Annotated in this window: 17 protein-coding genes; 11 read left to right on the top strand and 6 right to left on the bottom strand. The window is 72.1% G+C overall.

From position 1 onward, the window contains the following. The first annotated feature begins 187 nt into the window (after window positions 1–187). A complete protein-coding gene (locus IE269_RS02855) occupies window positions 188–1,084 on the top strand; it encodes a LysR family transcriptional regulator (RefSeq protein ID WP_189821055.1) in 897 nt (298 codons plus the stop codon). Window positions 1,085–1,245: 161 nt separating this feature from the next. Here the strand turns inward: IE269_RS02855 and IE269_RS02850 are convergent, their stop codons facing one another. After that, window positions 1,246–1,647: a WhiB family transcriptional regulator gene (locus IE269_RS02850; protein ID WP_189821054.1), complete on the bottom strand. Its 402-nt coding sequence runs from the start codon at window positions 1,645–1,647 to the stop codon at window positions 1,246–1,248. Between the two features lie 363 nt (window positions 1,648–2,010). On the opposite strand from IE269_RS02850, the gene IE269_RS02845 reads away from it, so the two are divergent. The 4 genes from IE269_RS02845 (at window position 2,011) to IE269_RS02830 (ending at window position 6,361) form a co-directional block, all read left to right on the top strand. Further along, window positions 2,011–2,622, top strand: coding sequence for a response regulator transcription factor (locus tag IE269_RS02845; protein ID WP_003948568.1), 612 nt, complete (start codon window positions 2,011–2,013; stop codon window positions 2,620–2,622). A 242-nt stretch (window positions 2,623–2,864) separates the two neighbouring features. Continuing rightward, window positions 2,865–3,452 (top strand): sigma-70 family RNA polymerase sigma factor, encoded by a 588-nt coding sequence (locus IE269_RS02840; protein WP_308436931.1) that lies wholly within the window; start codon window positions 2,865–2,867, stop codon window positions 3,450–3,452. Window positions 3,453–3,625: 173 nt separating this feature from the next. Then, complete coding sequence (gene guaB, locus IE269_RS02835; RefSeq protein WP_189821052.1) at window positions 3,626–5,131, top strand: IMP dehydrogenase; 1,506 nt, start codon at window positions 3,626–3,628, stop codon at window positions 5,129–5,131. Window positions 5,132–5,233: 102 nt separating this feature from the next. Continuing rightward, a complete protein-coding gene (locus IE269_RS02830) occupies window positions 5,234–6,361 on the top strand; it encodes a GuaB3 family IMP dehydrogenase-related protein (RefSeq protein WP_189821051.1) in 1,128 nt (375 codons plus the stop codon). A gap of 90 nt (window positions 6,362–6,451) precedes the next feature. Here the strand turns inward: IE269_RS02830 and IE269_RS02825 are convergent, their stop codons facing one another. The 5 genes from IE269_RS02825 to IE269_RS02805 form a co-directional block, all read right to left on the bottom strand. Continuing rightward, window positions 6,452–6,697, bottom strand: coding sequence for a hypothetical protein (locus IE269_RS02825; RefSeq protein WP_189821050.1), 246 nt, complete (start codon window positions 6,695–6,697; stop codon window positions 6,452–6,454). After that, window positions 6,694–7,281 carry a hypothetical protein gene (locus IE269_RS02820; RefSeq protein ID WP_189821049.1) on the bottom strand — a complete coding sequence of 196 codons (588 nt, stop codon included), beginning with the start codon at window positions 7,279–7,281 and terminating at the stop codon, window positions 6,694–6,696. The genes IE269_RS02825 and IE269_RS02820 overlap by 4 nt, the downstream gene beginning before the upstream one ends. A gap of 105 nt (window positions 7,282–7,386) precedes the next feature. Then, a complete protein-coding gene (locus IE269_RS02815; RefSeq protein ID WP_229897468.1) occupies window positions 7,387–9,189 on the bottom strand; it encodes a M16 family metallopeptidase in 1,803 nt (600 codons plus the stop codon). 2 nt (window positions 9,190–9,191) lie between these two features. Then, a complete protein-coding gene (locus IE269_RS02810) occupies window positions 9,192–10,145 on the bottom strand; it encodes a tetratricopeptide repeat protein (RefSeq protein WP_189821048.1) in 954 nt (317 codons plus the stop codon). 97 nt (window positions 10,146–10,242) lie between these two features. After that, on the bottom strand, window positions 10,243–11,505 hold the full coding sequence (locus IE269_RS02805) for a nucleotide sugar dehydrogenase (RefSeq protein WP_189821047.1): 1,263 nt from the start codon (window positions 11,503–11,505) through the stop codon (window positions 10,243–10,245). Window positions 11,506–11,767: 262 nt separating this feature from the next. Here IE269_RS02805 and IE269_RS02800 point away from each other — a divergent pair, with 262 nt between their 5' ends. The 6 genes from IE269_RS02800 to IE269_RS02775 all read left to right on the top strand — a co-directional run bounded on the left by IE269_RS02800 (window position 11,768) and on the right by IE269_RS02775 (window position 24,661). Beyond that, window positions 11,768–13,474, top strand: coding sequence for a glycerol-3-phosphate dehydrogenase/oxidase (locus tag IE269_RS02800; RefSeq protein WP_189821046.1), 1,707 nt, complete (start codon window positions 11,768–11,770; stop codon window positions 13,472–13,474). Window positions 13,475–13,761: 287 nt separating this feature from the next. Next, window positions 13,762–16,050 carry a serine/threonine-protein kinase gene (locus tag IE269_RS02795; protein WP_229897417.1) on the top strand — a complete coding sequence of 763 codons (2,289 nt, stop codon included), beginning with the start codon at window positions 13,762–13,764 and terminating at the stop codon, window positions 16,048–16,050. A 253-nt stretch (window positions 16,051–16,303) separates the two neighbouring features. Then, window positions 16,304–19,084, top strand: coding sequence for a protein kinase domain-containing protein (locus tag IE269_RS02790; RefSeq protein ID WP_189821045.1), 2,781 nt, complete (start codon window positions 16,304–16,306; stop codon window positions 19,082–19,084). Between the two features lie 259 nt (window positions 19,085–19,343). Further along, window positions 19,344–21,110: a serine/threonine-protein kinase gene (locus IE269_RS02785; RefSeq protein ID WP_229897467.1), complete on the top strand. Its 1,767-nt coding sequence runs from the start codon at window positions 19,344–19,346 to the stop codon at window positions 21,108–21,110. Between the two features lie 106 nt (window positions 21,111–21,216). Continuing rightward, the gene (locus IE269_RS02780; RefSeq protein WP_189821044.1) at window positions 21,217–22,905 is read left to right on the top strand and encodes a serine/threonine-protein kinase; all 1,689 of its coding nucleotides are present in this window, start codon (window positions 21,217–21,219) and stop codon (window positions 22,903–22,905) included. A gap of 139 nt (window positions 22,906–23,044) precedes the next feature. Further along, on the top strand, window positions 23,045–24,661 hold the full coding sequence (locus tag IE269_RS02775; RefSeq protein ID WP_189821043.1) for a succinic semialdehyde dehydrogenase: 1,617 nt from the start codon (window positions 23,045–23,047) through the stop codon (window positions 24,659–24,661). Window positions 24,662–24,720: the final 59 nt, after the last annotated feature.

Here is a 24,720-nt window from a genome sequence, read left to right as displayed (position 1 = left end):
GACCCCCGCCCCCAGGCATCGGGGGCGAGCCCGCACCCGCCCCGGACCCGCCCCCGACCCCCACTGGGGGACTTCACCCAGCAATCAGGCGGTCCTGCCCTGCTTCGCCGGTCACGCCAGCCGTGCCCGCCTCAAAGTCACCCGCAACAATTCGCAATCCTCCCCAAGTCCGACTTATGCTCGATGCATGATCGAAGCCCGCCACCTCCGCGTCCTGCGCGCAGTCGCCTCCACCGGGTCCTTCTCCGCCGCCGCACGCGAACTCGGCTGCACCCAGCCCGCGGTCAGCCAGCAGATGAAGGCCCTGGAACAGTCGGCGGGCACTCCGCTGCTCATCCGCACCGGCCGCGAAATGCGCCTGACCCAGGCGGGCGAGGCCCTGGTGCGGCACGCGGCGGGCATCCTCGCCGGGCTCACCGCCGCCGAGGAGGAGGTCGCCGCCATCGCGGGCCTGCGCGCCGGACGCGTACGCCTGGTCTCCTTCCCCTCCGGCAGCTCCACCCTGGTCCCCACCGCCCTCGCCGCCCTGCGCGCCGCCCACCCCGGCACCCGGGTCTCGCTGGTCGACGCGGAGCCGCCGCGCTCGGTGGAGATGCTCCGCGAGGGCGACTGCGACGTGGCCCTCGCCTTCCGCTACGGGCCCGGCGGCGCCACCGAGGACTGGACGGACCTGGTCGTACGTCCCCTGCTCACCGACCGACTGATCGGCCTGGTCCCCGAGGGGCACCGGCTCGCGGAAGCCGGGACCGTGGACATCGGGGAGTTCGCCGAGGAGCCCTGGATCGCGGGCTGCCCGCGCTGCCGCCGCCAGCTCGTCGAGGTCTGCGAGAGCGCCGGCTTCGCACCCCGCATCGACTTCGCCACCGACGACTCCCCGGCCGTGATCGGCCTGGTCGGCGCGGGCCTCGGGGTGGCCGTGCTGCCGGAGCTGGCGGTGGAGACCGTACGCCCGACAGGGGTGCGGACGGTGACGGTGGAGCCCGCCGTGCAGCGCGAGATCGTCGCGCTCACCCTGCCCGACCTCGCCCAGGTCCCGGCGGTCTCCGCCACCCTCGACCAGCTCGCGCTGGCCGCTTCCCGCTGAGCCGGTCCGTTCGTACGAGAAATCGGGCCGTCACCCCCCAACGGCCGGGGGCCGGACCCGAAGGTCCGGCCCCGTCCCGCTGACCGGCTGTCCGCCGCTTGGGCGGGCCCATGCGGGTGGACACCGTGCAGAAACGTTCCTGCTTGGGTTTGAACGACCGATTACTTCACCAGGGTGACGCGGCGCGCGTGCTCCATGCCGCCGCCCTTCACGGGGGTCCGCGCCGGGGTCTTCGCCGGTGCCTGCTTCTTCGCGGCCGCCGCTGCGCCGCCCGGCACCAGACGGTGTCTCGCGCGGCCCATCAGCTCCTCGCGCTCGTCCTCGGTGAGGCCGCCCCACACTCCGTACGGCTCGCGGACCTGGAGTGCGTGCGCCGCGCACTGCGCCCGCACCGGGCACCTCATGCAGACCTCCTTCGCCGAGTTCTCACGTGCGCTCCGCGCGGCCCCGCGCTCGCCCTCCGGGTGGAAGAAGAGGGAGCTGTCGACGCCGCGGCAGGCGGCCAGGAGCTGCCAGTCCCACAGGTCGGCGTTGGGTCCGGGAAGGCGGGAGAAATCTGCCATTGGTTGTCCCCTTGCGTCTGTGCTGAGCATCTGTGCTGAGGCGGAACGATGACCGAGATCATCACATCTTCTGACATCTACGGTGTGAGTAGATGTAAATATGACTCATTGCGAATCTAGCCACAGACACCAGCAAAAGGGAAGAAAACCGACTAAATGGGGCACCGGCCCTGTGAGAGCCCGATTCTCGGGCCGTAACTCTTTCGAGTGACCGTCGTTGAGTGGGCTGAGGCGGTTGAAGGAAAGAGCGATCGGGCAGGTGTCCGAGAGCGTCAACCGCACAGGTGACGACTTGTATTCAGCCTGGAGGCCCAAGGTGACGCGCATCAGCTGCCGGAGCGGCAGGAGCGGAGGGCGACTGTCATGACATCCGTCCTCGTCTGCGACGACTCCCCGCTTGCCCGAGAGGCGCTCCGCCGCGCGGTCGCGACCGTGCCCGGCGTCGAGCGCGTGACGACGGCGGCCAACGGCGAGGAAGTCCTCCGCCGCTGGGGCGCCGACCGTTCGGACCTGATTCTGATGGACGTACGCATGCCCGGTCTGGGTGGCGTGGAGACCGTCCGTCGACTGCTGTCCGCCGACCCCGGCGCCCGCATCATCATGCTGACGGTCGCGGAGGACCTCGACGGCGTCGCCCTCGCGGTCGCCGCCGGCGCCCGCGGCTATCTGCACAAGGACGCGTCCCGCGCCGAGCTGCGCGCGACGGTCACGCAGGCACTGGCCGACCCGACCTGGCGGCTCGCCCCGCGCAGGCTGCGGTCCGCCGAGATGGGCGCCGCCCCGACGCTCACCGCCCGCGAGATCCAGGTTCTGGAGGGGATGAGCCACGGCCGGTCCAACGCCGAGATCGGCCGCGAGCTCTTCCTCTCCGAGGACACGGTCAAGACGCACGCCCGGCGCCTGTTCAAGAAGCTCGGTGCCTCGGACCGGGCGCACGCGGTGGCGCTCGGTTTCCGCTGGGGTCTGGTCCGCTAGGACCCGGTTGTACGCGTGAGATGGTCCCCCGCCCGCCCTTGCGCGGGCGGGGTGCAGGACGCCCGATCCCGGTTCGGCGGCCGATGCCGCATCCTTGAGGGATGGGGTTCCTCGGGAACGGGTCGGTCGAGCGGAAGGGGAGGGCGCGGGAGATGAGTCCTGGCGTACCTGCTCATAACGCTTCAGTGCACAACTACGGGCGCGGCGGCGCGGATGCCGGAACGTCAAGGCACCATGGTCCGATGCGCGACGACGAGGCGGTGGCGGCCCAGAGTGCCATCGGTGCGCTCGTGCACCGAGCCGTCGAGGGCGACGAGCAGGCCACCCACGACCTCCTCGCGCACGTCCACCCTCTCGCCCTGCGTTATTGCAGGTCACGGCTGTCCCGGCTGCCCGGTGACGCTCGTCACTTCGTGGAGGACCTGGCGCAGGAGGTGTGCGTCGCGGTGCTGATGGCACTGCCCCGCTACCGCGACACCGGGCGCCCCTTCGAAGCCTTCGTCTTCGCCATCGCCGGGCACAAGGTCGCCGACCTCCAGCGCGCCGCGATGCGCCACCCCGGGTCGACCGCGGTGCCCTCCGACGAGATGCCGGAGCGGCCCGACGACTCGCTGGGCCCCGAGGAGCGGGCGCTGCTCAGCAGCGACGCCGCCTGGGCCAAGAAACTGCTGGCCAACCTGCCCGAGCACCAGCGCGAGCTGCTCGTGCTGCGGGTCGCGGTCGGGCTGACCGCCGAGGAGACCGGGCAGAAGCTCGGAATGTCTCCGGGGGCCGTGCGCGTTGCACAGCACAGGGCGCTGAGCCGACTCCGCGCCCTCGCCGAGCAGTAGGCGCCCCCCCCGCCTCCGGGAGCTCGACCCCGCCCTGCCGCGTACCGCATCCGCATGCCCGTGCGCAGGAGAAACGTACAAACTCGGCCGCTTGTCATGATCGTGGAATCCGACACGTCAGGTTCCCGTTAGCATGGACATCCGCGCCGGGCAAGACCATTTGGGAAGGTGTCATGACTGCGAACGTCGATGGAGTGCCGGAGAAATTCGCGACGCTCGGGCTGACCTACGACGATGTGCTGCTGCTGCCGGGCGCGTCCGACATGGCTCCCGACCAGATCGACACCTCCTCGCTGATCTCGCGGAACGTACGGGTGAACATCCCCCTGCTGTCCGCCGCCATGGACAAGGTCACCGAGTCCCGGATGGCCATCGCGATGGCCCGCCAGGGCGGCGTCGGCGTCCTGCACCGCAACCTCTCCATCGCCGACCAGGCCAACCAGGTCGACCTGGTGAAGCGCTCCGAGTCCGGCATGGTCACCGACCCGATCACCGTGCACCCGGACGCCACGCTCGCCGAGGCCGACCAGCTCTGCGCGAAGTTCCGCATCAGCGGTGTCCCGGTCACCGACCAGGCGGGCAAGCTGCTCGGCATCGTCACCAACCGCGACATGGCCTTCGAGACCGACCGCAGCCGTCAGGTGCGCGAGGTCATGACGCCGATGCCGCTGGTCACCGGCAAGGTCGGCATCTCCAGCGTCGACGCGGTGGAGCTGCTGCGCCGCCACAAGATCGAGAAGCTGCCGCTGGTCGACGACGCGGGCATCCTCAAGGGCCTCATCACGGTCAAGGACTTCGTCAAGGCCGAGAAGTACCCGAACGCCGCGAAGGACGCCGAGGGCCGCCTCCTCGTCGGTGCGGCCGTCGGTGTCGCGGGCGACGCCTTCGAGCGCGCGCAGGCGCTGGCCGAGGCCGGTGTCGACTTCATCGTCGTGGACACCGCGCACGGTCACTCCAAGCTGGTCGGCGACATGGTCGCCAAGATCAAGTCGAACACCTCGGGCATCGACGTCATCGGCGGCAACATCGCCACCCGTGACGGCGCCCAGGCGCTCATCGACGCCGGTGTCGACGGCATCAAGGTCGGTGTGGGCCCCGGCTCCATCTGTACGACCCGTGTCGTGGCCGGTATCGGCGTCCCGCAGGTCACGGCGATCTACGAGGCCTCGCTGGCCGCCAAGGCCGCGGGCGTCCCGGTCATCGGCGACGGCGGCCTCCAGTACTCCGGCGACATCGCCAAGGCGCTCGTCGCCGGCGCTGACACGGTGATGCTGGGCTCGCTGCTCGCGGGCTGCGAGGAGTCGCCGGGCGAGCTGCTCTTCATCAACGGCAAGCAGTTCAAGTCGTACCGCGGCATGGGCTCGCTGGGCGCCATGCAGACGCGCGGCGAGAACAAGTCGTACTCCAAGGACCGCTACTTCCAGGAGGGCGTGCGCACCGACGACAAGCTCGTGCCCGAGGGCATCGAGGGCCAGGTGCCCTACCGGGGCCCGGTCTCGGCGGTCGTGCACCAGCTCGTCGGCGGTCTGCGCCAGTCGATGTTCTACGTCGGCGGGCGTACGGTCCCCGAGCTTCAGGACAACGGTCGCTTCGTCCGGATCACGTCGGCGGGTCTCAAGGAGAGCCACCCGCACGACATCCAGATGACGGTCGAGGCGCCGAACTACAGCCGTAAGTAGTCACGACGCGCGCTTGGGGCGGTCCCGGAATCACCGGGACCGCCCCTTCGCTGCGTGTCGGGGATACTGGAACGGCAGACCAAGAGGGAAAGGCCACACAACGTGACTGAGATCGAGATCGGGCGCGGCAAGCGCGGCCGCAGGGCGTACGCGTTCGACGACATCGCCATCGTGCCGAGCCGGCGTACGCGGGACCCGAAGGAGGTCTCGATCGCCTGGCAGATCGACGCCTATCGTTTCGAGCTGCCGTTCCTGGCGGCTCCGATGGACTCGGTCGTCTCGCCCGAGACCGCCATCCGCATCGGCGAGATGGGCGGCCTCGGCGTCCTGAACCTCGAAGGCCTGTGGACGCGGTACGAGGACCCGGAGCCGCTGCTCGCCGAGATCCGCGAGCTGAACGACGAGAGCGCCGCCACCCGCCGCCTCCAGGAGATCTACGCCGAGCCCATCAAGGCGGAGCTGATCGGCAAGCGCATCAAGGAGGTGCGCGACGCGGGTGTGGTCACCGCCGCCGCGCTGTCTCCGCAGCGTACGGCCGAATTCTCCAAGGCCGTCGTGGACGCCGGTGTCGACATCTTCGTCATCCGCGGTACGACCGTCTCGGCCGAGCACGTCTCCGGTGCCGCCGAGCCGCTCAACCTGAAGCAGTTCATCTACGAGCTGGACGTTCCGGTCATCGTCGGCGGCTGCGCCACGTACACCGCGGCCCTGCACCTGATGCGTACCGGCGCTGCCGGTGTGCTGGTGGGCTTCGGCGGCGGCGCCGCGCACACCACCCGCAACGTGCTGGGCATCCAGGTCCCGATGGCGACCGCCGTGGCGGACGTCGCCGCCGCGCGCCGCGACTACATGGACGAGTCCGGCGGCCGGTACGTGCACGTCATCGCCGACGGCGGTGTCGGCTGGTCCGGCGACATCCCGAAGGCCGTCGCGTGCGGCGCCGACGCTGTGATGATGGGCTCCCCGCTGGCCCGTGCCACGGACGCGCCCGGCCAGGGCCACCACTGGGGCATGGAGGCCGTCCACGAGGACGTGCCGCGCGGCAAGCGCATGAACCTGGGCGTGGTCGGCACCACCGAGGAGATCCTCACCGGTCCCTCGCGCGTGCCGGACGGCTCGATGAACATGTTCGGCGCGCTCCGCCGCTCGATGGCCACCACCGGCTACAGCGAGCTGAAGGAGTTCCAGCGCGTCGAGGTCACGGTCGCGGACTCGCAGCACCGCCGCTGAGGTTCTTCCGCGTGCGTTCGCTCGTACGTACGTGAGTGGCCCGGCGCCCCCTGGTGGGGGTGCCGGGCCACTCGTGTGTGACGGCCGGGGTCAGGTCAGCGTGCCGAGGAGGGCGAGCAGGGCGCCGCCGGCTGCGACGACGGAGCCCAGGACACGGAAGGTGGTGGGCGTCTGAAAGGGGCTCGGCGCGGTCACCATCTCGAACTGGGCGGAGGCGCGCAGTTCCGCGTTCTGCAGCGCCTGGCGTGCGCGGGCCGGCGCGGTGAGCGCGATCCAGACGCCGCAGGCGAGGGCGGCCAGGCCCAGGATCAGGAGGAAGAGGTTGGCGCTGGTCACGAGGCCTTCTTGGCGCCTGCGAACGCGCCGACACCGCCGAGCCCGAAGAAGAGGAACTGAATCGGCTTCTCGTCCAGGACCAGCTTGAACAGCTCGTTGAGCTGGGCGAAGTTCTTCGTCAGGACGCTCATCAGATCGAGCCCCTGGCTGTCGGAGACGGCGATGGCGATGCCCAGTATCTGACCCACGTACACCGCGAACAGCGAGATGACCACGCTCGCGACGATGACCAGCGGGTTGCGTCCGCCGAGCTTCGCCGCGACCAGGCCGGTGGCGAAGCCGATGCCGAAGGTGAGCCAGCCGATCTGGAAGTCGGCCTTGCCGAGGATCAGGCCGTAGACGACGGCTCCCACCAGCGCCACCCCGAGACCGGCCAGCAGGCCCAGGCCCACGTTGCCCCGGCGCACCGGGGGCTGCGGGTAGCCGCCGCCGAAGCCGCCGCCGAACTGGCCGCCCTGCGGCTGCTGGCCGGGGAACTGGCCCTGCGGGAACTGGTTCGGCTGCTGCGGCTGGCCGTACGGGCCGGGTGCCTGGCCGTACGGGTTGCCGCCGGGCTGCTGGGGCGGCGGAGCGGAGTAGGACATGGGCGGTTCCCCCCTGGGAGCGCGTGCGCGTAAGGCGCACGTAAGTTCGGTTGTGCGGGCTGACGGTAGCAGTCGGTACCGACAGTCGGGATGGGGATTACGGGGTCATTCCTTGCGGAGCTTGCGACGCACCCGTACCGCCAGTGCCACGAGACCGAACTCGATGATGCCGAAGAGGCGGATCCACCGGCCCAGGTCGCGGGACCACGACTCGTCGGTGTGCGCCTCCGAGGCGATGCCCACGACGCCCGCGATGCCGACCAGCCCCCACGCCGAGGCCAGCACCACGAGCGTCCAGAACACCCAGGTCCACAGGGAGCGCTTGCGGGGCTCGCGGGGCGGGCGCTTCGACTTCTGCTTCGGGCCCGGCTTGGGGATGTCCTTCGGGTCGCGGGTCGGCATCGGCACCACCGCGTACGGCGACACCCCCGCGTCGATGACGGCGAGGTCGGCGGCGGTGACCGGGAAGAGGGTCGGCTCGATGGAGACGCTGAAGCCGTCGAAGCCGGTGAGGTGCCGGGCGCCGTCGGGGCGTACCAGCATGGCGGCGCACTCGGCGTACTTGACCGTCACCGCGTTGCCCGGGGCGGTCAGCGTGACGGCCTGCGGGTGGATGATCAGCGCGACCTCGTCGCTCTCGTGCGAGGTGAAGCGGCGGCCGGTGACGATCTCGGCGGACTGCTGCGGGGCCTCGGTGAAGCCCGCCCAGTCGGCGCCCCTGGTGGGCACTTGGAGGAGCGCCTGCGCGGACACCTCCTGGGCGACGGCGTGCAGGTCGGCGAGGGTGGTGGCGTGCAGTTCGGCGGTGAGTTCCGCGACGGAGGCGCGGCGGTGGCCGGTGAGCAGGGACAGCGCGTGCGCGGGCAGCATGGCCGCCGTCAGGTCCGGGGTCTCGAACTGCCGCAGCTTCGCGGTCCGTACGGCGTCCAGGTCGGCCTGCTCGATGCGGCCGGCGCGCAGCCGGGCCAGGACGTCGACGAAGCCGCCGAGCACGGCGTCCTGCTTCTGCGGCAGGGCGTCCGCGAGGGCGGTGATGGTGGCGAAGTCTGCGTCGCGCGGGGAGTAGTCGGCGGTCGCCGTGTACGAGTAGCCGCCCTCCTGGCGCAGGTCCCGGTAGAGGACGCGGCCCAGCACGTCGGCGAAGATACCGGCCGCGGTGGAGCGTCGTACGACCGCGTCCATGACGACGACGCCGGAATCGCCCCCGAAGTACGCGGGGGTCTGCGGCAGCGCGGAGTGGACCTGCGGCATGGGGTGCGGCGGGCCGGAGGGGAGGGTGAGGTCCAGGCCCGGCGGGAGGGTGTCGCTGGTGATCCACAGGACGGCGTTCTCGCGCGTGAAGCGGGTCTGCGCCCAGTGGCGTACGTGGTCGGGGCCCAGGTGCCACAGGCCGTGCTCGGGGTAGCTGAGCAGGCCGTGGCCGCGGGCGCCGTAACGCCACAGCGGCATCTGGTGGTTCGCGCCGTGGCCCCGGTGGGCGGCCTCGGTGCGCAGGATCTCGCGCTCGGTCTCCAGGCGTTCCAGCGGGAGGTCGCGCAGGGCGGCGCAGACGCCGTTGAGGTAGGAGGCGACGTCGGTGAGGTCGCCGTCGACGTGGAAGTGGGTGTAGGTGGCGGCGGTGGCGCCGTTGTAGTGCAGGTCGCTCACGCCGTGGCGGTGCAGGGCGAGGTGTTCGACGAGGTGGGTGAGACCGGCGGTGGCGAGGGTCTCGTCGGCGCGGCCCACCCGGAAGAAGAGGCCGGCGGACACCGGGCCCGGTCGCGGGGCGAGCAGGACCCGTATCCCCTGGACCTCCATCAGGCGGATGCCGTCGGGGTGTTCGGCGACGTGAGGGGGAGCGGTGAACGCGGGGGCGGCGGGGGCCGGGTAGTGCGCGGGCCCCTCGTACAGGGGGACGTCGTACGTCATGGTCAGCCTCTCCCGAGCGCGGACTTGCGGTGCTTGGTGAACGCGGCGGCGGCGTCCTGGCCGGGGAGGAACAGCCACGGGTGCTCGTCGGCGCAGTTGCCGAGCGCGCGGAAGTGCGGGGCGGCCTCGGCGTGGCGGCCCGCGACGGAGTGCGCGAACGCGAAGTAGGTGTGCGCGCTGATGCCGTGGAAACCGGGCCGGAAGGCGGGGTGCAGCACGGACTTGGCGGCGGCGTTCAGCAGCGAGTCGCGGACGTCGGGGCGGCGCAGGTAGGCGGTCGCCTCGCTGCCGTCCAGGTCCGACCAGTGCTCGAAGTGGACCTCGGCGACGAGGGCGGGGCTCTGGCTGCCGGGCGGTGCGGCCTGGGCGCAGGACTCGGCGAAGGCGTGCGCGGCCTCCCAGGAGCCGCTCCACTTGGGGCAGAGCTGCTGCAACAGCTGGCGCTGCGCCGGGAAGTGGTGCGGGTGGTGGGCGGCGAGCCGGTCGTAGCGGCGGCGGGCCTCGCTCTGGCCGAGCGACAGGCCGCGGGCGGTGATGGTGCGCAGGTACCAGGCGAGGGCGTACGCGGGCTGCTCGGCGCACACCTGGATGAGGAGCTGTTCGGCCTGCCGCAAGTGGGCGTGGAACTGGTCGAACTGAGACCGCGTCACGTGCTGGGCGCGGGCCCCGGTGCGGATGTCCCAGCCCTTGGTGATCAGCCGGTCCGCCAGCAGTACGCGGGGCAGCGGCTCGCCGGGGTACTGGTCGGCCACCTGCCGCAGGAACGTTTCGCTGCCCACGGTGTCGCCCACGGTCCGGCAGGCGGCGGCCACCTCGTCCGGGTGGTCGAGCGCGGCGAAGTACCGGACCAGGCCGGGCCAGTCCCGGGAGCCCGCCAGATGACGGGCGCGGGCGAGCGGGGGGAAGACGACCAGCGGGTCGAACTGGGGCCGTGAGGACGGCGGGGCAGGAGACACCGGCGGATCATAGGTTGTGAAGGGAGTGTAAAGGCAAGTTCTTTCTTGCAGGCTTGCACAGGATTTTGCAGGTGGGGGCGGGTGGGCGGCGGGGGCTCTAGAGCCGGTGCGCCGCGCCCGCCGGGCTCGCGCCCCGGGTGTCCAGGAGGAGTTGGGCCTTCACGGCCAGGCCCTGGAGGTCGTACGTGCGGTGGTTCTGGAGCAGGATCGTCAGGTCCGCCGCCGCGGCCGCCTCGTACAGGGAGTCCGCGCGCGGCACCGGGACGTCGCGCACGCGCCAGTGCGGGACGTGCGGGTCGTGGTAGGTGAGGTGGGCGCCCATGTCGCGCAGCCGGGAGGCGATTTCGGGGGCGGGGGAGTTCTCCTGGTCGGCGAGGTCGGGCTTGTAGGAGACGCCGAGCAGCAGGACGCGGGCGCCGCGCGCGGACTTGCCGTGCTCGTTGAGGAGGGTGGCGCAGCGCTGGATGACGTACGCGGGCATCCGTCCGTTGATCTCCTGCGCGAGGCCGACCATGCGCAGGGGGTGGCCGGGGGTGCGGCTGTTGTACGAGAGGTAGTTGGGGTCGAGGGGGAGGCTGTGGCCGCCGACGCCGGGCCCGGGGCGGAAGGCCTGGAAGCCGTAGGGCTTGGTCTCGGCGCAGCGGATGACGTCCCAGAGGTCGACGCCGAGGTCGTGGCAGAGGACGGCCATCTCGTTGGCGAAGGCGATGTTCACGTGCCGGTAGTTGGTTTCGAGTACGGACACGGTCTCGGCCTCGCGGGGGCCCCGGGCGCGGACCACCTTGTCGGTGAGGCGGCCGTAGAAGGCGGCGGCGGACTCGGTGCAGGCGGGGGTGAGGCCGCCGATCACCTTGGGGGTGTGGGCGTAGTCGTGGCTGCGGTTGCCGGGGTCCAGGCGGCTGGGGGAGTGGGCGAGGTGGAAGTCGCGGCCGGCCCGCAGCCCGGAGCCCTGCTCCAGGAGGGGGCGCAGGAATTCTTCGGTGGCGCCGGGGTAGGCGGCGGATTCCAGCAGCACGGTGGTGTGCGGGCGCAGCCGGGCGGCGAGCGTGCGGGCGGCGGCCTCGACGGCGGACAGGTCGAGGGTGCGGTCGGGGCCGATCCGGGTGGGGGCGCAGATCACGGCGGTACGGACCCGGCCCAGCTCGGCGGGGTCGGTGGTGGGGCGAAATCCCCGGGCGAGCATCCGGCGGATCTCGGCGGCGGAGAGCGAGCCCTCGACCGGCGGGCGGCCCGCCGCGAGCTCGGCGACGGCGCGGGGGTCGGTGTCGTAACCGATGGTGGCGATGCCGGCGGCGACGGCGGCCTGGGCGAGAGGGAGACCGAGGTGACCGAGTCCGATGACGGCGAGATCTGCGGGCATGGCGTGAGCCGTCCTTCCCTTGAGTCCGCAGGGGGAGCCCTTAACGGGCATCGGGGCGGTGCGCAACCCCTGTGGACAGTTCGAGCCGAAGAAATGTCAGACTAGGCGTAAATATGACCGTGATGGGGGATTTGCGAGTCGGGTCCGTCCACCGTTGTCCACAGGCAGTGGCTGAAGCGGCGGGCTGCGGCGAGAATCGGTGTGCGACCCGGCTCGTACCGGTACGGGAGCACCGCACCAACCGCACCAACGGGAGGCAGCAGTGAGGACAGCGACACTGGGACCGGACGAGCGTGAGCAGGCGCTCGCCGCGATGGCCGAGCGGGAACTGGACGTGCTGGTGGTGGGCGCGGGCGTGGTCGGTGCGGGTACGGCGCTGGACGCCGTGACCCGGGGGCTTTCCACCGGTCTGGTCGAGGCCCGCGACTGGGCCTCGGGCACCTCCAGCCGCTCCAGCAAGCTGATCCACGGCGGCCTGCGCTATCTGGAGATGCTCGACTTCGCGCTCGTACGGGAAGCGCTCAAGGAGCGGGGCCTGCTGCTTGAGCGGCTCGCGCCGCACCTGGTGAAGCCGGTGCCCTTCCTTTACCCGCTCCAGCACAAGGGCTGGGAGCGGTGGTACGCGGGCTCGGGCGTGGCGCTCTACGACGCGATGTCGGTGTCGTCGGGGCACGGGCGCGGGCTGCCGATGCACCGTCACCTGACGCGGCGGCACGCGCTGCGGGTGGCACCGGCGTTGAAGAAGGACGCGCTGACGGGTGCGCTCCAGTATTACGACGCGCAGATGGACGACGCCCGGTATGTCGCGACCCTGGTGCGCACCGCCGCCGCCTACGGGGCGCACGTCGCCAACCGGGCCCGGGTGATCGGCTTCCTGCGCGAGGGTGAGCGGGTCGTCGGGGTGCGGGTGCAGGACGTGGAGGCGCAGGGCGAGTACGAGATCCGCGCCAAGCAGGTGGTGAACGCGACCGGGGTGTGGACCGACGACACCCAGGCGCTCATCGGGGAACGCGGACAGTTTCACGTCCGCGCCTCCAAGGGAATTCATTTGGTCGTCCCGAAAGACCGAATTCATTCCTCGACCGGATTGATTTTGCGCACCGAGAAATCGGTCCTTTTCGTCATTCCGTGGGGAAGGCACTGGATTGTCGGAACGACGGACACCGATTGGGATCTGGACAAAGCGCATCCGGCGGCTTCCAGCGCCGATATCGACTATCTGCTGGAACACGTGAATTCGGTGCTCGCCGTCCCGTTGACGCGCGACGACGTCCAGGGCGTGTACGCCGGCCTGCGGCCGCTGCTGGCCGGTGAGTCGGACGCCACCAGCAAGCTCTCCCGGGAGCACACGGTCGCCCACCCGGTGCCGGGGCTGGTGGTGGTCGCGGGCGGCAAGTACACGACGTACCGGGTGATGGCCAAGGACGCCGTCGACGAGGCCGTGCACGCGCTGGACGTGCGGGTCGCGGAGTGCGTCACCGAGGACGTCCCGCTGGCCGGGGCCGAGGGCTACAAGGCGATGTGGAACGCGCGGGCCAGGATCGCCGCCCGCACCGGGCTGCACGTGGTGCGCGTCGAGCACCTGCTCAACCGGTACGGGTCCCTGGCCGAGGAGGTGCTGGAGCTGATCGCCGCCGATCCGGGCCTGGGCGAGCCGCTGGCGAACGCCGACGACTACCTGCGGGCGGAGGTCGTCTACGCCGCCTCGCACGAAGGGGCCCGGCACCTGGACGACGTGCTGACCCGGCGCACCCGGATCTCCATCGAGACCTTCGACCGGGGCACGCTCAGCGCGCTGGAGTGCGCGGAGCTGATGGCGCCGGTGCTGGGGTGGGACAAGGGGCAGGTGGAGAGGGAGGTGGAGCACTACCAGAAGCGGGTGGAGGCGGAACGCGAGTCGCAGCGCCAGCCCGACGACCTCACGGCCGACGCGGCCCGGCTGGGCGCGCCGGACATCGTGCCGCTGTAGGGGGTGGGGCCCGGGTCCGGGCGGATTCCGTACGGGTATCTGACGGGATATCCGTACGGGAGGTCCGTACGGGAGAGCGGGTGCGGGGTGCGGCGGTTGTCCGTTGCGCCCCGGGGGTGTTGGCGGTCCGCGCGTGGGGGACAATGGGGGCTCTGCCAGGGCGGGTTGCCGCATCGCCGGGGAAGCTGCCGAGAAGCCTGCGACATGTGCGCACGAGGGAGTGCGCGTGTGTACGTGTACGTACGGCCGGGGCGCGGGGCGAAGATCAGGGATCGCAGAGGGGACGCATGTCGGACGAGCCGGAGCAGTCGCGGAAGAGCACGCAGGATGCCGTGTCCGACAAGAAGCGGGATGCTGCGTCCGGCGGGAAGCGGGATGCCGTGTCCGGCGGGAAGCGGGACACCGGGACGGGTGCGCCCGCGGGCGGCACGCCCGGGGGCGCGGTGAAGGCCGACGGCCCCGAGGCGGATTCCCCGAAGGGTGACGCCGCGTCAAGGTCCGCCCGGGCAGAGGGCGGCGACAGGGCCGTGCTCGACGCGAAGGTGCCCGGGGCGAGGGCCGGAGGTTCCGCCAAGTCCGCCGTGACGGACGCCAAGGGTGCGGGCGGTGACAAGGCGCGCGACGCCGAGCCCAAGGCCGCCGAGGGCAAGGCTGCCGAGGGCAAGGGGCGTGACGTCGGGGCCGCCGGTGGGCGGCGTGGTGGGGGCATGTCCGAGGAGACGGCCGCCGAGGCCGCCAAGGATGCTGCCTCCGACACCTCCAAGGAGGTCGAGGGGCGGCTGCTGGCCGGGCGTTACCGGCTCGGGGACGTGCTCGGGCGCGGTGGCATGGGCACCGTGTGGCGGGCCGTCGACGAGACGCTGGGGCGTACCGTCGCCGTCAAGGAGCTGCGCTTCCCCACCGCCATCGACGAGGACGAGAAGCGCCGCCTGATCACACGCACCCTGCGCGAGGCGAAGGCGATCGCCCGGATCCGCAACAACAGCGCCGTCACCGTCTTCGACGTCGTCGACGAGGACGACCGGCCGTGGATCGTGATGGAGCTGGTCGAGGGCAAGTCCCTCGCCGAAGCCATCCGCGAGGACGGCCTGCTGACGCCGCGTCGGGCCGCCGAGGTCGGCCTCGCCATCCTCGACGTGCTGCGCGCCGCCCACCGCCAGGGCATCCTGCACCGCGACGTCAAGCCCTCCAACGTGCTGATCGCCGAGGACGGCCGGGTCGTGCTGACCGACTTCGGCATCGCCCAGGTCGAGGGCGACCCCTCGATCACCTCCACCGGCATGCTCGTCGGCGCCCCCTCGTACATCTCCCCGGAGCGGGCGCGCGGCCACAAGCCGGGCCCCGCCGCCGACATGTGGTCGTTGGGCGGGCTCATCTATGCCTCGGTGGAGGGCGTTCCGCCGTACGACAAGGGCTCGGCCATCGCCACCCTGACCGCCGTCATGACCGAGCCGGTGGACCCGCCGAAGCACGCGGGCCCGCTGGAGGACGTCATCTACGGCCTCCTCGCCAAGGACCCCGAGCAGCGCCTCGACGACGCGGGCGCGCGTGCGCTCCTGAACGACGTGCTCGCCCGCCTCGACGAGGCGGACGCCGCCGGGGACGAGCTCGCCCGCTCCGACGCCACGAAGCTGGTTCCGCTTCCGCCCGCGCCCGCCGAGAAGGCGCGTACGCCCAAGAAGCCCGCCGCGGCCGCGGCCGCCGCTGCCGCCCCGGCGGCTCCCGCGGTGTCCGGACCTCCCACGGCCGCCATGCGGTCCACCGGGTCGGGTTCCGGTTCCGGCGGTGTGTCGCCGGGCACGACCGGCGGGATGTCGCCCGACGCCCGCAAGAAGCTGCTGCTCGTCGTCGCGCTGGTCGCGCTCCTCGCCGTCCTGGGCACGGTGATCGCCATCGCCCTCAACAAGGACGACGACAAGGGCGGCCCCACCGGCAAGGGCGCCACCCAGACCAGCGGCACGACCGGCGGCGACTCCAAGAATCCGGACAAGGACCCGGCGAAGGGCAAGGACCCCGCGAAGGACAAGGGCACCACCGCCCCGGAGAAGGGCACCGGCGGCACGGACGGAACCAAGCCCTCCGGCACCCCGGGCACCGGCGCGCCCGCCGACGGAGCGGCCCCCGCGGGCTTCACGACCGTCAACGACGACCGTTTCCACTTCACGATGGCGATGCCCGAGGGCTTCCGCCGCACGGCCATAGCGGGCCTGAACTCGGGCGGCATATACAGCAAGGACGGCGGATTCCCGCGCGTCCAGGTCGACTTCAACTCCAAGCCGGGCCCCAACGCGGCCGCCGCCTGGCTCAGCGCGGTCGCCTCGGTCGGCGCCTCCAGCAAGGACTTCAAGCAGATCGGCATCGAGCCGGTCGACTACAACGGCTACCCCACCACCGCCGACTGGCAATTCGAGCGCACCCAGCAGGGACAGCGCATCCACGTCCTCAACCGGGGCTTCAAGGTCGACGACAAGCGCGGCTACTCGATCATGGTGAGCTGCCCGGCGGACGCCTGGGACGGCCCCGAGTGCAAGCAGCTCCGCGACGCCGCCTTCGCCACGTTCAAGCCGACCGCCTGAGGCACCGGCGGGCCGGCCGCCCGACGCATCCGAAACGAACCGGTTCGGCGGGATGCGGTGACACCGCCTCGCAACGGGGTATTGCCACGTATCGTGAGACCCCGTGGACCGTACGCAGCCGCAATTGGCCGGTAAACGACCGGAATTGATGGTTTCGGAAGGCCCATGAGGGCACGGTGGGACCACGGTGGCACGCCGTGGACAGCCCCGCCGGTCAGGAGCGGCGAGCAAGCGCGCACATGGGGGAGGCGTAGTGGACGAGTACGCGGGACGGGTGCTTGCCGATCGCTACCGCCTGCCGTTGCCGCCCTCCGACGAGTACGACCTCGTGGAGACCCGCGCCTTCGACACCTACAGCGGCCAGGAGGTCCTGGTCCGGCAGGTGCCGCTGCCGGAGGTGGTGGACGCCGAGTTCCTCGACGCCGACGGCGCCCCGGTCCACCGGCGCAGCGTCACCGGGCGCGGCGCGCCGCCCCGCTCCACCGACCCCACCGTGCTGCGCGCCGTCGAGGCGGTGCAGGCGGTCGCGCAGATCCCCGACCACCCCCGGATAGACCAGGTCTACGACGTCTTCCAGGAGGACGGCTCGCTGTGGATCGTCAGCGAGCTGGTCTCCGCCCGGCCGCTCGCCGCCCTCCTCGCCGAGGCCCCGCTCAGCCCCTACCGGGCCGCCGAGGTCGCCTCCGACGTGCTGACCGCGCTGCGCGTGCTGCACGCCCATGGCTGGACCCACCGCAACATCACCGTGCGCACCGTGCTGGTCTGCGACGACGGCCGCATCGTGCTCACCGGCCTCGCGGCGGGCGCCGCAGAGGAGGCCCTGTGCGGGTACGCGCCGATCCCCGGCCGCGCCCCCGCGAACCCCGGGGCGCAGGACGGCGGTTGGGCGGGTTCGGACGGCGCGATCCCGGTGCCGCGCGGACACGTCGCCCCGGGCGAGGACGACACCGCCGGGCAGCCGGCGCTTCCGGCGCTCCCCTCCTCGTACCGGAACGAGGAACAGCCCCCCGCACAGGACCCCCGGGCCGCCAGGGCCGGGGCGATAGCGGCCTACCGGGCGGGCGCCCGGGCGGCGGTCCAGGCCACCGAGGAGCAGCGCCGCCAGGCCGATCCGGCCCGCAGTCCCTACCTTCAGGACCAGGACGCCGCCAAGCCGCCCGCCTCCACCTCGGACTACGGCGCGGGCACGGGCCCGATATCCCCCTACGGCGACCCGCCTGAGCGCCCCCGCACGCCCGCCGTCTCCCCGCTGGGCCAGCGCCCGGGCGTGGCACCGGCCGTGTCCGCCCGTACGACAGACGTCTCCCGTACGACGGACGTCTCCCGTGCGGCAGATGCCTCTCGCACGGCAGATGTCTCCCGCACGTCCGAGGCTTCCCGCACGGCAGATCCTTCCCGTACGGCCGAGGCCTTCCGCGCACCGGCTGCCGCCCCCGGCTCCGGCGTCGAGCGCGCCGGGGAGCCCGCGCCCGGGGCCGGTTGGCACGGCGCGGTGCCCCGGGGCGTCGGCGGCGGAGCGGGCGGCGAGGCCCTGCGCGCCGACGACATGCGGCACGGCCGCCCCGTACCCGCACAGGGCGGACCCCACCCGGCCCGCACCCAACTCCCCGTGCCCGGACAGAAGTCCGAGCGGACGCCGAAGAGCGGCGGCGGCCGGTGGGACGACGTCATCGCCGGGCTGCCCTACCGGGGTCCCAGCACCCCGCTGGCCGCCGAGCGCGCCCGGCAGACCCGCATCAACGTGGTCGGCGCGGTCACCGAGCGGTGGGCGCCCGAGCAGGCGGGCCCGGTGCACCACAACTGGCAGTTGGCCCCGCCGATCGGGCCCGCCACCGACCTGTGGGCGCTCGGCGCGCTGCTCTTCCGCGTCGTCCAGGGGCACGCGCCCTACCCGGAGGACAACGCGGCCGAGCTGGTGCAGATGGTGTGCGCCGAGCCGCCCGCCTTCGCGGAGGACTGCGGTCCGCTGCGGCCCGTCGTGGAGTCGCTGCTGCGTCAGGACCCCACCGAGCGGCCCGACTTCGAGGAGCTGCGCGGCTGGCTGCGCTCGCTGGTGCGCTCGGCGCCGGAGCCCGAGGCGGGCACCAAGGTCGTTCCGGTGCCGTCGCCGCCCGACGCGACGCGGCTGCCGATCGTACGCCGCAGGGGCGAACTCGTACGCAAGCGGAAGGGCAAGGGGAAGAGCGCCGCCAACGCTGGACGCCACCGGCACAAGCAGCCGAAGGGGGCGGCGAAGGCCGCGCCCGCCCGGCCGGCCAAGCCGACGCGCGGTCCCCGCGAGCCGCGGATCGGGGCCCGGCAGCCGCGCTCGCTCGGGCGGTGGCTGCTCGTCCTGGTGCTGGCGCTGCTGGTGGCGGCCGTGGTGTACGCGGTGAAGTTCATGCCGAAGGACGAGGGGCCGGGCGGCGGCCAGAACACCGGCAGCGGACAGCCCGCGCAGACCCAGGAGCCGCAGGAGCCCCAGCAGACCCCGCAGCCCCAACAGCCCGCGCCCGCACCGACGTCCGGTGACAAGCCGCCGAAGGACTCCGGCAAGGCCTCCGAGCCCGCGCCGCCCCCGGAGCGCACCGCGGACTCCGGGCTGCCGTCGGGGTTCAGCCTGGTCAAGGACCCCAAGGGCTTCGAGATCGCCGTCGGCAAGAACTGGCGGCGCGAGGCGGGCAGCAACGGGCAGATCCGCTACTACGGCGGCGACATCGAGATCGTCGTCGTGCCGGGCCGGGACACCGTCAAGCAGATGGGCCCCGACCCCATGGAGTACCAGCTCAAGTCGGAGCCCGAGACGCAGCCGCTGCGCGACTCCAACTGGGCCACCAGCAGCGGGCTGCGCAGCATCGGCGTCGGCCGGCAGGCGGGTGCCGAGGGGCAGTTCAAGTGGCGGGACCGGACCACCCGGTGGGTCTTCGTGCGCAACCGCGTGATGATCTTCAACGAGAAGTACCACATCGTCCAGGTCGTCGGCCCCGAGTCGCAGCTCGACGAGGTCAATCGGGTCTACGAGGCGGCGGCCCCGCACTACCGGCCGACTTCCTAGTGTTCGTACGGGAATCACCCGGTCCGCGCCGCGTCGTGCGGCATCACGGTGCGGTCTCGTGATCGGCCCTGTGTTCCCCGCCCGCATCCGCCATCCGTAACCTGGGTTGCCGAGACACGGGGTGGTGGGCTGGATCGTGGAGCACGCAGAGGGCACAGAGGGCGGCAGGAACGCCACGGACGGTACGGGTGGCGGGATACGCACGGGCGAACTGCTCGCCGGGCGCTACCGGCTGGGCGACGTCCTGGGCAGCGGCGGCATGGGCCGCGTCTGGCGCGCCCGCGACGAAGTGCTGCACCGCACCGTCGCCGTCAAGGAGTTGCGGGCCGGGCTGTACGCGGCCGAGGCCGACCGGATCGTGCTGCACGCCCGCACCCAGAAGGAGGCGCGGGCCGCCGCCCGCATCAACCACCCCGGTGTCGTCACCGTGCACGACGTGCTGGAGCACGACGACCGCCCGTGGATCGTCATGGAGTACGTCGACGGGCCCTCCCTCGCGGACGCCCTCAAGGAGACCGGCAGCGTCTCCCCGGAGGAGGGCGCCCGGATCGGCCTTCTGGTGCTGGCCGCACTGCGGGCCGCGCACAACGTGGGTGTGCTGCACCGGGACGTCAAGCCGGGCAACGTGATGCTGGCCAAGGACGGCCGGGTGCTGCTCACCGACTTCGGGATCGCCGCCATCGAGGGCGACTCGACCATCACGCGCACCGGCGAACTGGTCGGCTCGCTGGACTACTTGGCGCCCGAGCGCATCCGGGGCGAGGACCCGGGCCCGGCGTCCGACCTGTGGGCGCTGGGCGCGACGCTGTACACGGCGGTCGAGGAGCGCTCGCCGTTCCGCAGGACCTCGCCGATCAGCACCATGCAGGCGGTGGTCGCGGAGGACCCGTCGCCGTCGTACAACGCGGGGGCGCTGGCCCCGGTGATCACCGCGCTGCTGCGCAAGGAGGCCGACGAGCGCCCCACGGCGGCCGAGACGGAGCAGATGCTGCGGGAGGCGCGGGAGGGGCGCCGGCCCAGGGCGGCGCAGGAGTTCGTGCCGACCCGGCAGGTGTCCCAGGAGGAGCTGACCTCCGCGACGCCGATGCCGCCGACGCGGCAGCAGCCGGGGCCGGGCGTGGAGAACGTATCGGCGGCCCATCAGTACCCGCACGCCTACCAGCACCCGTCGTCCGGGCACACGCCGCCGACCGGGCACACTCCGCCGTTCGCGCACACGTCGCCGCAGAGCGCGCCGGGGTCGCAGGGGTCGCCGGGGTCTCAGGGGTACTTCCCGCAGCCGGCGTCGCAGTCGCACACCTACCCGCAGCAGTACGGACCGTCAGCGCCGTCGTCGTCCTCCGTGCCGCCCGCGCAGGGCAAGTCGCGCGGGAAGGTGCTGCTGGTGGTGCTGGCGGCGGCGGTCATCGGCGGCGGGGCCGTCTTCGGCGTCCTCCAGTGGAAGAGCAACGACAGCTCCAGCACCGCTGAAGGCGACCGGACCGCCGCCGTCGCGGGGCAGCAGGGCGGCGGCAGCGAGCCCGCCAAGGACAAGGGCAAGGGCAAGGACGAGCCCAAGCCCACGCCCAAGGCGGGCGAGGTTCCGGCGGGTTGGCACCGGGCGAACGAGGCCCGGTTCAGCCTGCCCGTCCCGGACGGCTGGCAGCGGGAGCAGACCGGCCCCGGCCAGTACGACTACACCCCGGACAACGGCCGCCACATGATCCGCATCAATGTCGACCCCACGCCCGACTACAGCAACCCCTACGACCACCTCCTCCGGCTGGAGAAGAACATCGGCACACTGCCCGACTACCGGCGGGTGAGCCTGGAGCAGGACAACTACCGGGACCGGAAGAGCGGCGTCCTGGAGTTCACCTTCCGCGAGAAGGGGCAGACGGCCGGCCCCCGGTACGCCGTGGACATGCTCTACATCGACGAGACCGGCCCCGAGTACGCGCTGTACGTCACCGGGCCCGCCGCCGAGCGGGAGACGACGAAGCAGCGCTTCGAGGTCCTGAAGCAGGGCTGGCGGGTCAAGCCGTAGGGTCCCGGGAAGGTCCGTGGTGCTGGGGTGTTGACACGGTCACGGCTGTGTATCGCTCAATCACCCCCGTGGCACCCTCCGGCGCGCACCCGTCAGGATGGGGAGCATGACGAACGACGGGGGACAGGCGTACGAGCCCACCAGTTACGGGCTCCGTCCGCCGAACGCACCACAGGAACAGCCCACGCAGGCGCACGGGTCCGAGCAGCCCACGCGGGCCCATGTACCGGTCCAGCCGCCCCACCCGCCGGAGGGACCCGCGCACCACCAAGCGCCCACCGCCGCCACCCAGTTGACCGACCCGGAGTCGGGCCGCACCATCGGCGGCCGCTACCGCCTGGTCTCGCGCCTCGGCCACGGCGGCATGGGTACGGTCTGGCGGGCCCACGACGAGATCGTGGACCGCGACGTCGCGGTGAAGGAGCCCCGCGTCCCCGACCACCTCCCCGAGCGCGACCGGCAGAACGTCTACCTGCGCATGCAGCGCGAGGCGCGGGCCGCCGCCGGGATCGACCACCCGTCCGTGGTGACCATGCACGACGTGGTGGTCGAGGACGGCAAGCCGTGGATCGTGATGGAGCTGGTCCAGGGCCACTCGCTGGCCGACCGCCTCCAGGAGGGCACCCTCGACGTACGGGAGGCCGCCCGGATCGGTCTCGACGTCCTCGGCGCGCTGACCGCCGCCCACCAGGCCGGAGTGCTGCACCGCGACGTCAAGCCGGACAACGTACTGCTCGGGCAGGGCGGCCGGGTCGTCCTCAGTGACTTCGGCATCGCCCAGGTGGAGGGCGAGCAGGGGCTCACCGAGACCGGCGGTTTCGTCGGATCGCCCGAATTCATCGCCCCGGAAAGGGTGTTGGGGCAGCGTCCGGGTCCTGCGTCCGACCTGTGGTCGCTGGGTGTGGTGCTCTACGCCGCCGTCGAGGGCATGTCCCCGTACCGGCGCTCCAACACCCCCGCCACCCTCCAGGCCGTCCTCTCGGCCGAACCGCAGACGCCCGCCCGGGGGTCGGGGGCCTTCGGGGAACTGGTGATGCGGCTGCTGCACAAGGATCCGGCGGCCCGGCCGAGTGCGACCGAGGTGCGCCATGCCCTGGAGAAGGCGACGGGGCAGGCACCGCCGCCCCCGTCGGCGCCGACCCGGGTGATGCCGCAGGGCACTGCCGCGGACTGGGTGCCGCCGGTGCTCCAGCGCAGCAAGAAGGCCCGGTTCGGGCTGCTCGGCGGTGTCGTGGTGGTCGCCCTCGCCCTCGTCCTGGTCCTGCTGAACCCCTTCGCGGGCGACGCGCCCCCGGAGGGGTGGAAGGTGCACCGTGCGCTGCAGAGCGTCACGGCGGACATCTACCTGCCGGCGGACTACATCTCGACGGAGGACAACAACGAATCGGCGGAGTCCTTCCGCGAGCCGGGCAACGTCTTCGCGGTGTATCTGGAGCGCGTCACGATCAGCAAGCTGGCCGCGACCGACCTCAAGCCGACCCGCGAGGCCTGGACGGAGCACTACAAGAAGGGCGGCCAGTACGGCACCGAGCTCGGCGATCCCAAGGTGACCTCCAAGGACTCCACCCAGCAGGACAGGCCCGCCTTCGACGTGACGGTCGACTTCACCGACCGGTCCGAAGCGGGCAAGAAGGATGCGGTCCACCACCGCTTGCACGAGCGTCTGGTCGCCAGCAAGGAGAAGGACGCCTACTGGCGGCTACGGGTCTCCATGCCGGGCGAGGGCAAGTTCACCGCCGAGGGCGAGCAGCTGTTCCGCGACATCACCGAGAACCTCAAGATCCTGGACCTCTGACAGAAGTCGCCTGTCGGCGAAGGGAACGGCCCTGATCAGGGGCTATGTGCCAGCAACCGCTGGCGCGGTCGTGAGAGGCCGGTGAAAAGCCGTTACCGACGGGTACCAAAAGTGCCCGGCGCGCAATACGCTCGCACGCATGACGGACTCGCAGGCCCTCACGGCACCCCTCGGCACCAACCCCACGGCCCCCGCGCCGGCCGGCGCGCGCACCGCGGCCGACGTGGTCACTCCCGAGGTGGTGGCCCAGCTGACCCGGGGCGTGGTCGGCTCCGGACGGACCGCGAGCCACGCCCCGTTCACCGGCGAGAAGCTGGCCGACCTCCCCGAGTCCACCCCCGAGGACGTCGCCCTCGCCTTCGAGCGGGCCCGTGCCGCCCAGCCCGCCTGGGGCGGCCTGCCCGTCAAGCAGCGCGCCGCCGTGCTGCTGCGCTTCCACGACCTGGTCCTCCAGCGGCAGGCCGAGATCCTCGACCTGATCCAGCTGGAGACCGGCAAGGCCCGCTTGCACGCGCACGAGGAGATCCAGGCCGTCGCGATGGCCGCCCGGCACTACGGCCGCCAGGCCCCCTCGTACCTCAAGCCCAAGCGGCACACGGGCGCCGTCCCCGTCCTCACCAAGGTCACCGAGCAGCGCCAGCCGCGCGGCGTCGTCGGCCAGATCTCGCCGTGGAACTACCCCTTCGAGCTGTCCGTGGGCGACTGCCTGCCCGCCCTGGTCGCGGGCAACGCCCTGGTGATGAAGCCCGACACCGAGACCGCGCTGTCCGCCCTGTGGGGCCGTGACCTGCTGATCGAGGCGGGGCTGCCGCCGGAGGTCTTCCAGGTCGTCCTCGGCGAGGGCCCGGTCGTCGGCCCCGCCGTCGTCCAGCACGCCGACTACGTCTCCTTCACCGGCTCCACCCGCACCGGCCGCGAGATCGCCCAGAACGCGGGCGCCCGCCTGGTCGGCGTCTCCCTCGAACTCGGCGGCAAGAACGCCATGCTGGTCCTGGAGGACGCCGACGTCGAGAAGGCCGCCGCCGGAGCCGTCCGCGCCTGCTTCGCCTCCGCGGGCCAGCTCTGCATCTCCATCGAGCGGCTGTACGTCCACGAGTCGATCGCCGACGACTTCGTGCAGCGCTTCGTCGCCCGCACCAAGGCCATGCGCCTCGGCAACTCCCTCGCGTACGGCGCGGACCTGGGCTCCCTGGTCGGCCCCCGGCAGCTGGAGACCGTCACCCGGCACGTGGACGAGGCCGTCAACAAGGGCGCCACCGTCCTCGCCGGCGGCACCGCCCGCCCCGACCTCGGCCCCTACTTCTACGAGCCGACCATCCTGGAGGGCGTCGAGACCCCGATGGCGGTCTGCGGCGAGGAGACCTTCGGCCCGGTCGTCTCGATCTACCGGTTCCGCGACGAGGACGAGGTGATCGCGGAGGCCAACGGGACGTCGTACGGCCTGAATTCGAGCGTCTGGACCAGGAGCGCCAAGCGCGGCCACGCCGTCGCCTCCCGGCTGCGCACCGGCACGGTGAACATCAACGAGGGCTACGGTCCCGCGTACGCCAGTGTCCGCGCCCCCATGGGCGGCATGAAGGAGTCCGGGCTGAGCCGCCGGCACGGCTCCGAGGGCATCCTGAAGTACACCGAGGCGCAGACCGTCGCCCACCAGCGGCTGATCCCGCTCGCCCCGTCCTTCGGGATGGACGACGAGAAGTACGCGGCGTTCATGACCACCAGCCTCAAGGCGATGAAGGCACTGCGCCTGCGCTGAGGCGCCGGGCGCGGGGAGGGGCGGGCGCAGGCCCCGCCCCGTACCGCCTCTCTCTATTC

This window comes from Streptomyces spiroverticillatus, from assembly GCA_014650415.1.
Taxonomy (GTDB): Bacteria; Actinomycetota; Actinomycetes; order Streptomycetales; family Streptomycetaceae; genus Streptomyces; species Streptomyces spiroverticillatus.
Note: the sequence above shows the minus strand (reverse complement) of the source record. Positions and strands in the feature narration are given on the sequence as shown.

Bases quoted from the DNA above. Each gene is read 5' to 3' on its own strand.
- IE269_RS02855 (WP_189821055.1), top strand. From the start codon at position 188: ATGATCGAAGCCCGCCACCTCCGCGTCCTGCGCGCAGTCGCCTCCACC.
- IE269_RS02850 (WP_189821054.1), bottom strand. From the start codon at position 1,647: ATGGCAGATTTCTCCCGCCTTCCCGGACCCAACGCCGACCTGTGGGAC.
- IE269_RS02845 (WP_003948568.1), top strand. From the start codon at position 2,011: ATGACATCCGTCCTCGTCTGCGACGACTCCCCGCTTGCCCGAGAGGCG.
- IE269_RS02840 (WP_308436931.1), top strand. From the start codon at position 2,865: ATGCGCGACGACGAGGCGGTGGCGGCCCAGAGTGCCATCGGTGCGCTC.
- guaB (WP_189821052.1), top strand. From the start codon at position 3,626: ATGACTGCGAACGTCGATGGAGTGCCGGAGAAATTCGCGACGCTCGGG.
- IE269_RS02820 (WP_189821049.1), bottom strand. From the start codon at position 7,281: ATGTCCTACTCCGCTCCGCCGCCCCAGCAGCCCGGCGGCAACCCGTAC.
- IE269_RS02815 (WP_229897468.1), bottom strand. From the start codon at position 9,189: ATGACGTACGACGTCCCCCTGTACGAGGGGCCCGCGCACTACCCGGCC.
- IE269_RS02805 (WP_189821047.1), bottom strand. From the start codon at position 11,505: ATGCCCGCAGATCTCGCCGTCATCGGACTCGGTCACCTCGGTCTCCCT.
- IE269_RS02795 (WP_229897417.1), top strand. From the start codon at position 13,762: ATGTCGGACGAGCCGGAGCAGTCGCGGAAGAGCACGCAGGATGCCGTG.
- IE269_RS02785 (WP_229897467.1), top strand. From the start codon at position 19,344: ATGGGCCGCGTCTGGCGCGCCCGCGACGAAGTGCTGCACCGCACCGTC.
- IE269_RS02780 (WP_189821044.1), top strand. From the start codon at position 21,217: ATGACGAACGACGGGGGACAGGCGTACGAGCCCACCAGTTACGGGCTC.
- IE269_RS02775 (WP_189821043.1), top strand. From the start codon at position 23,045: ATGACGGACTCGCAGGCCCTCACGGCACCCCTCGGCACCAACCCCACG.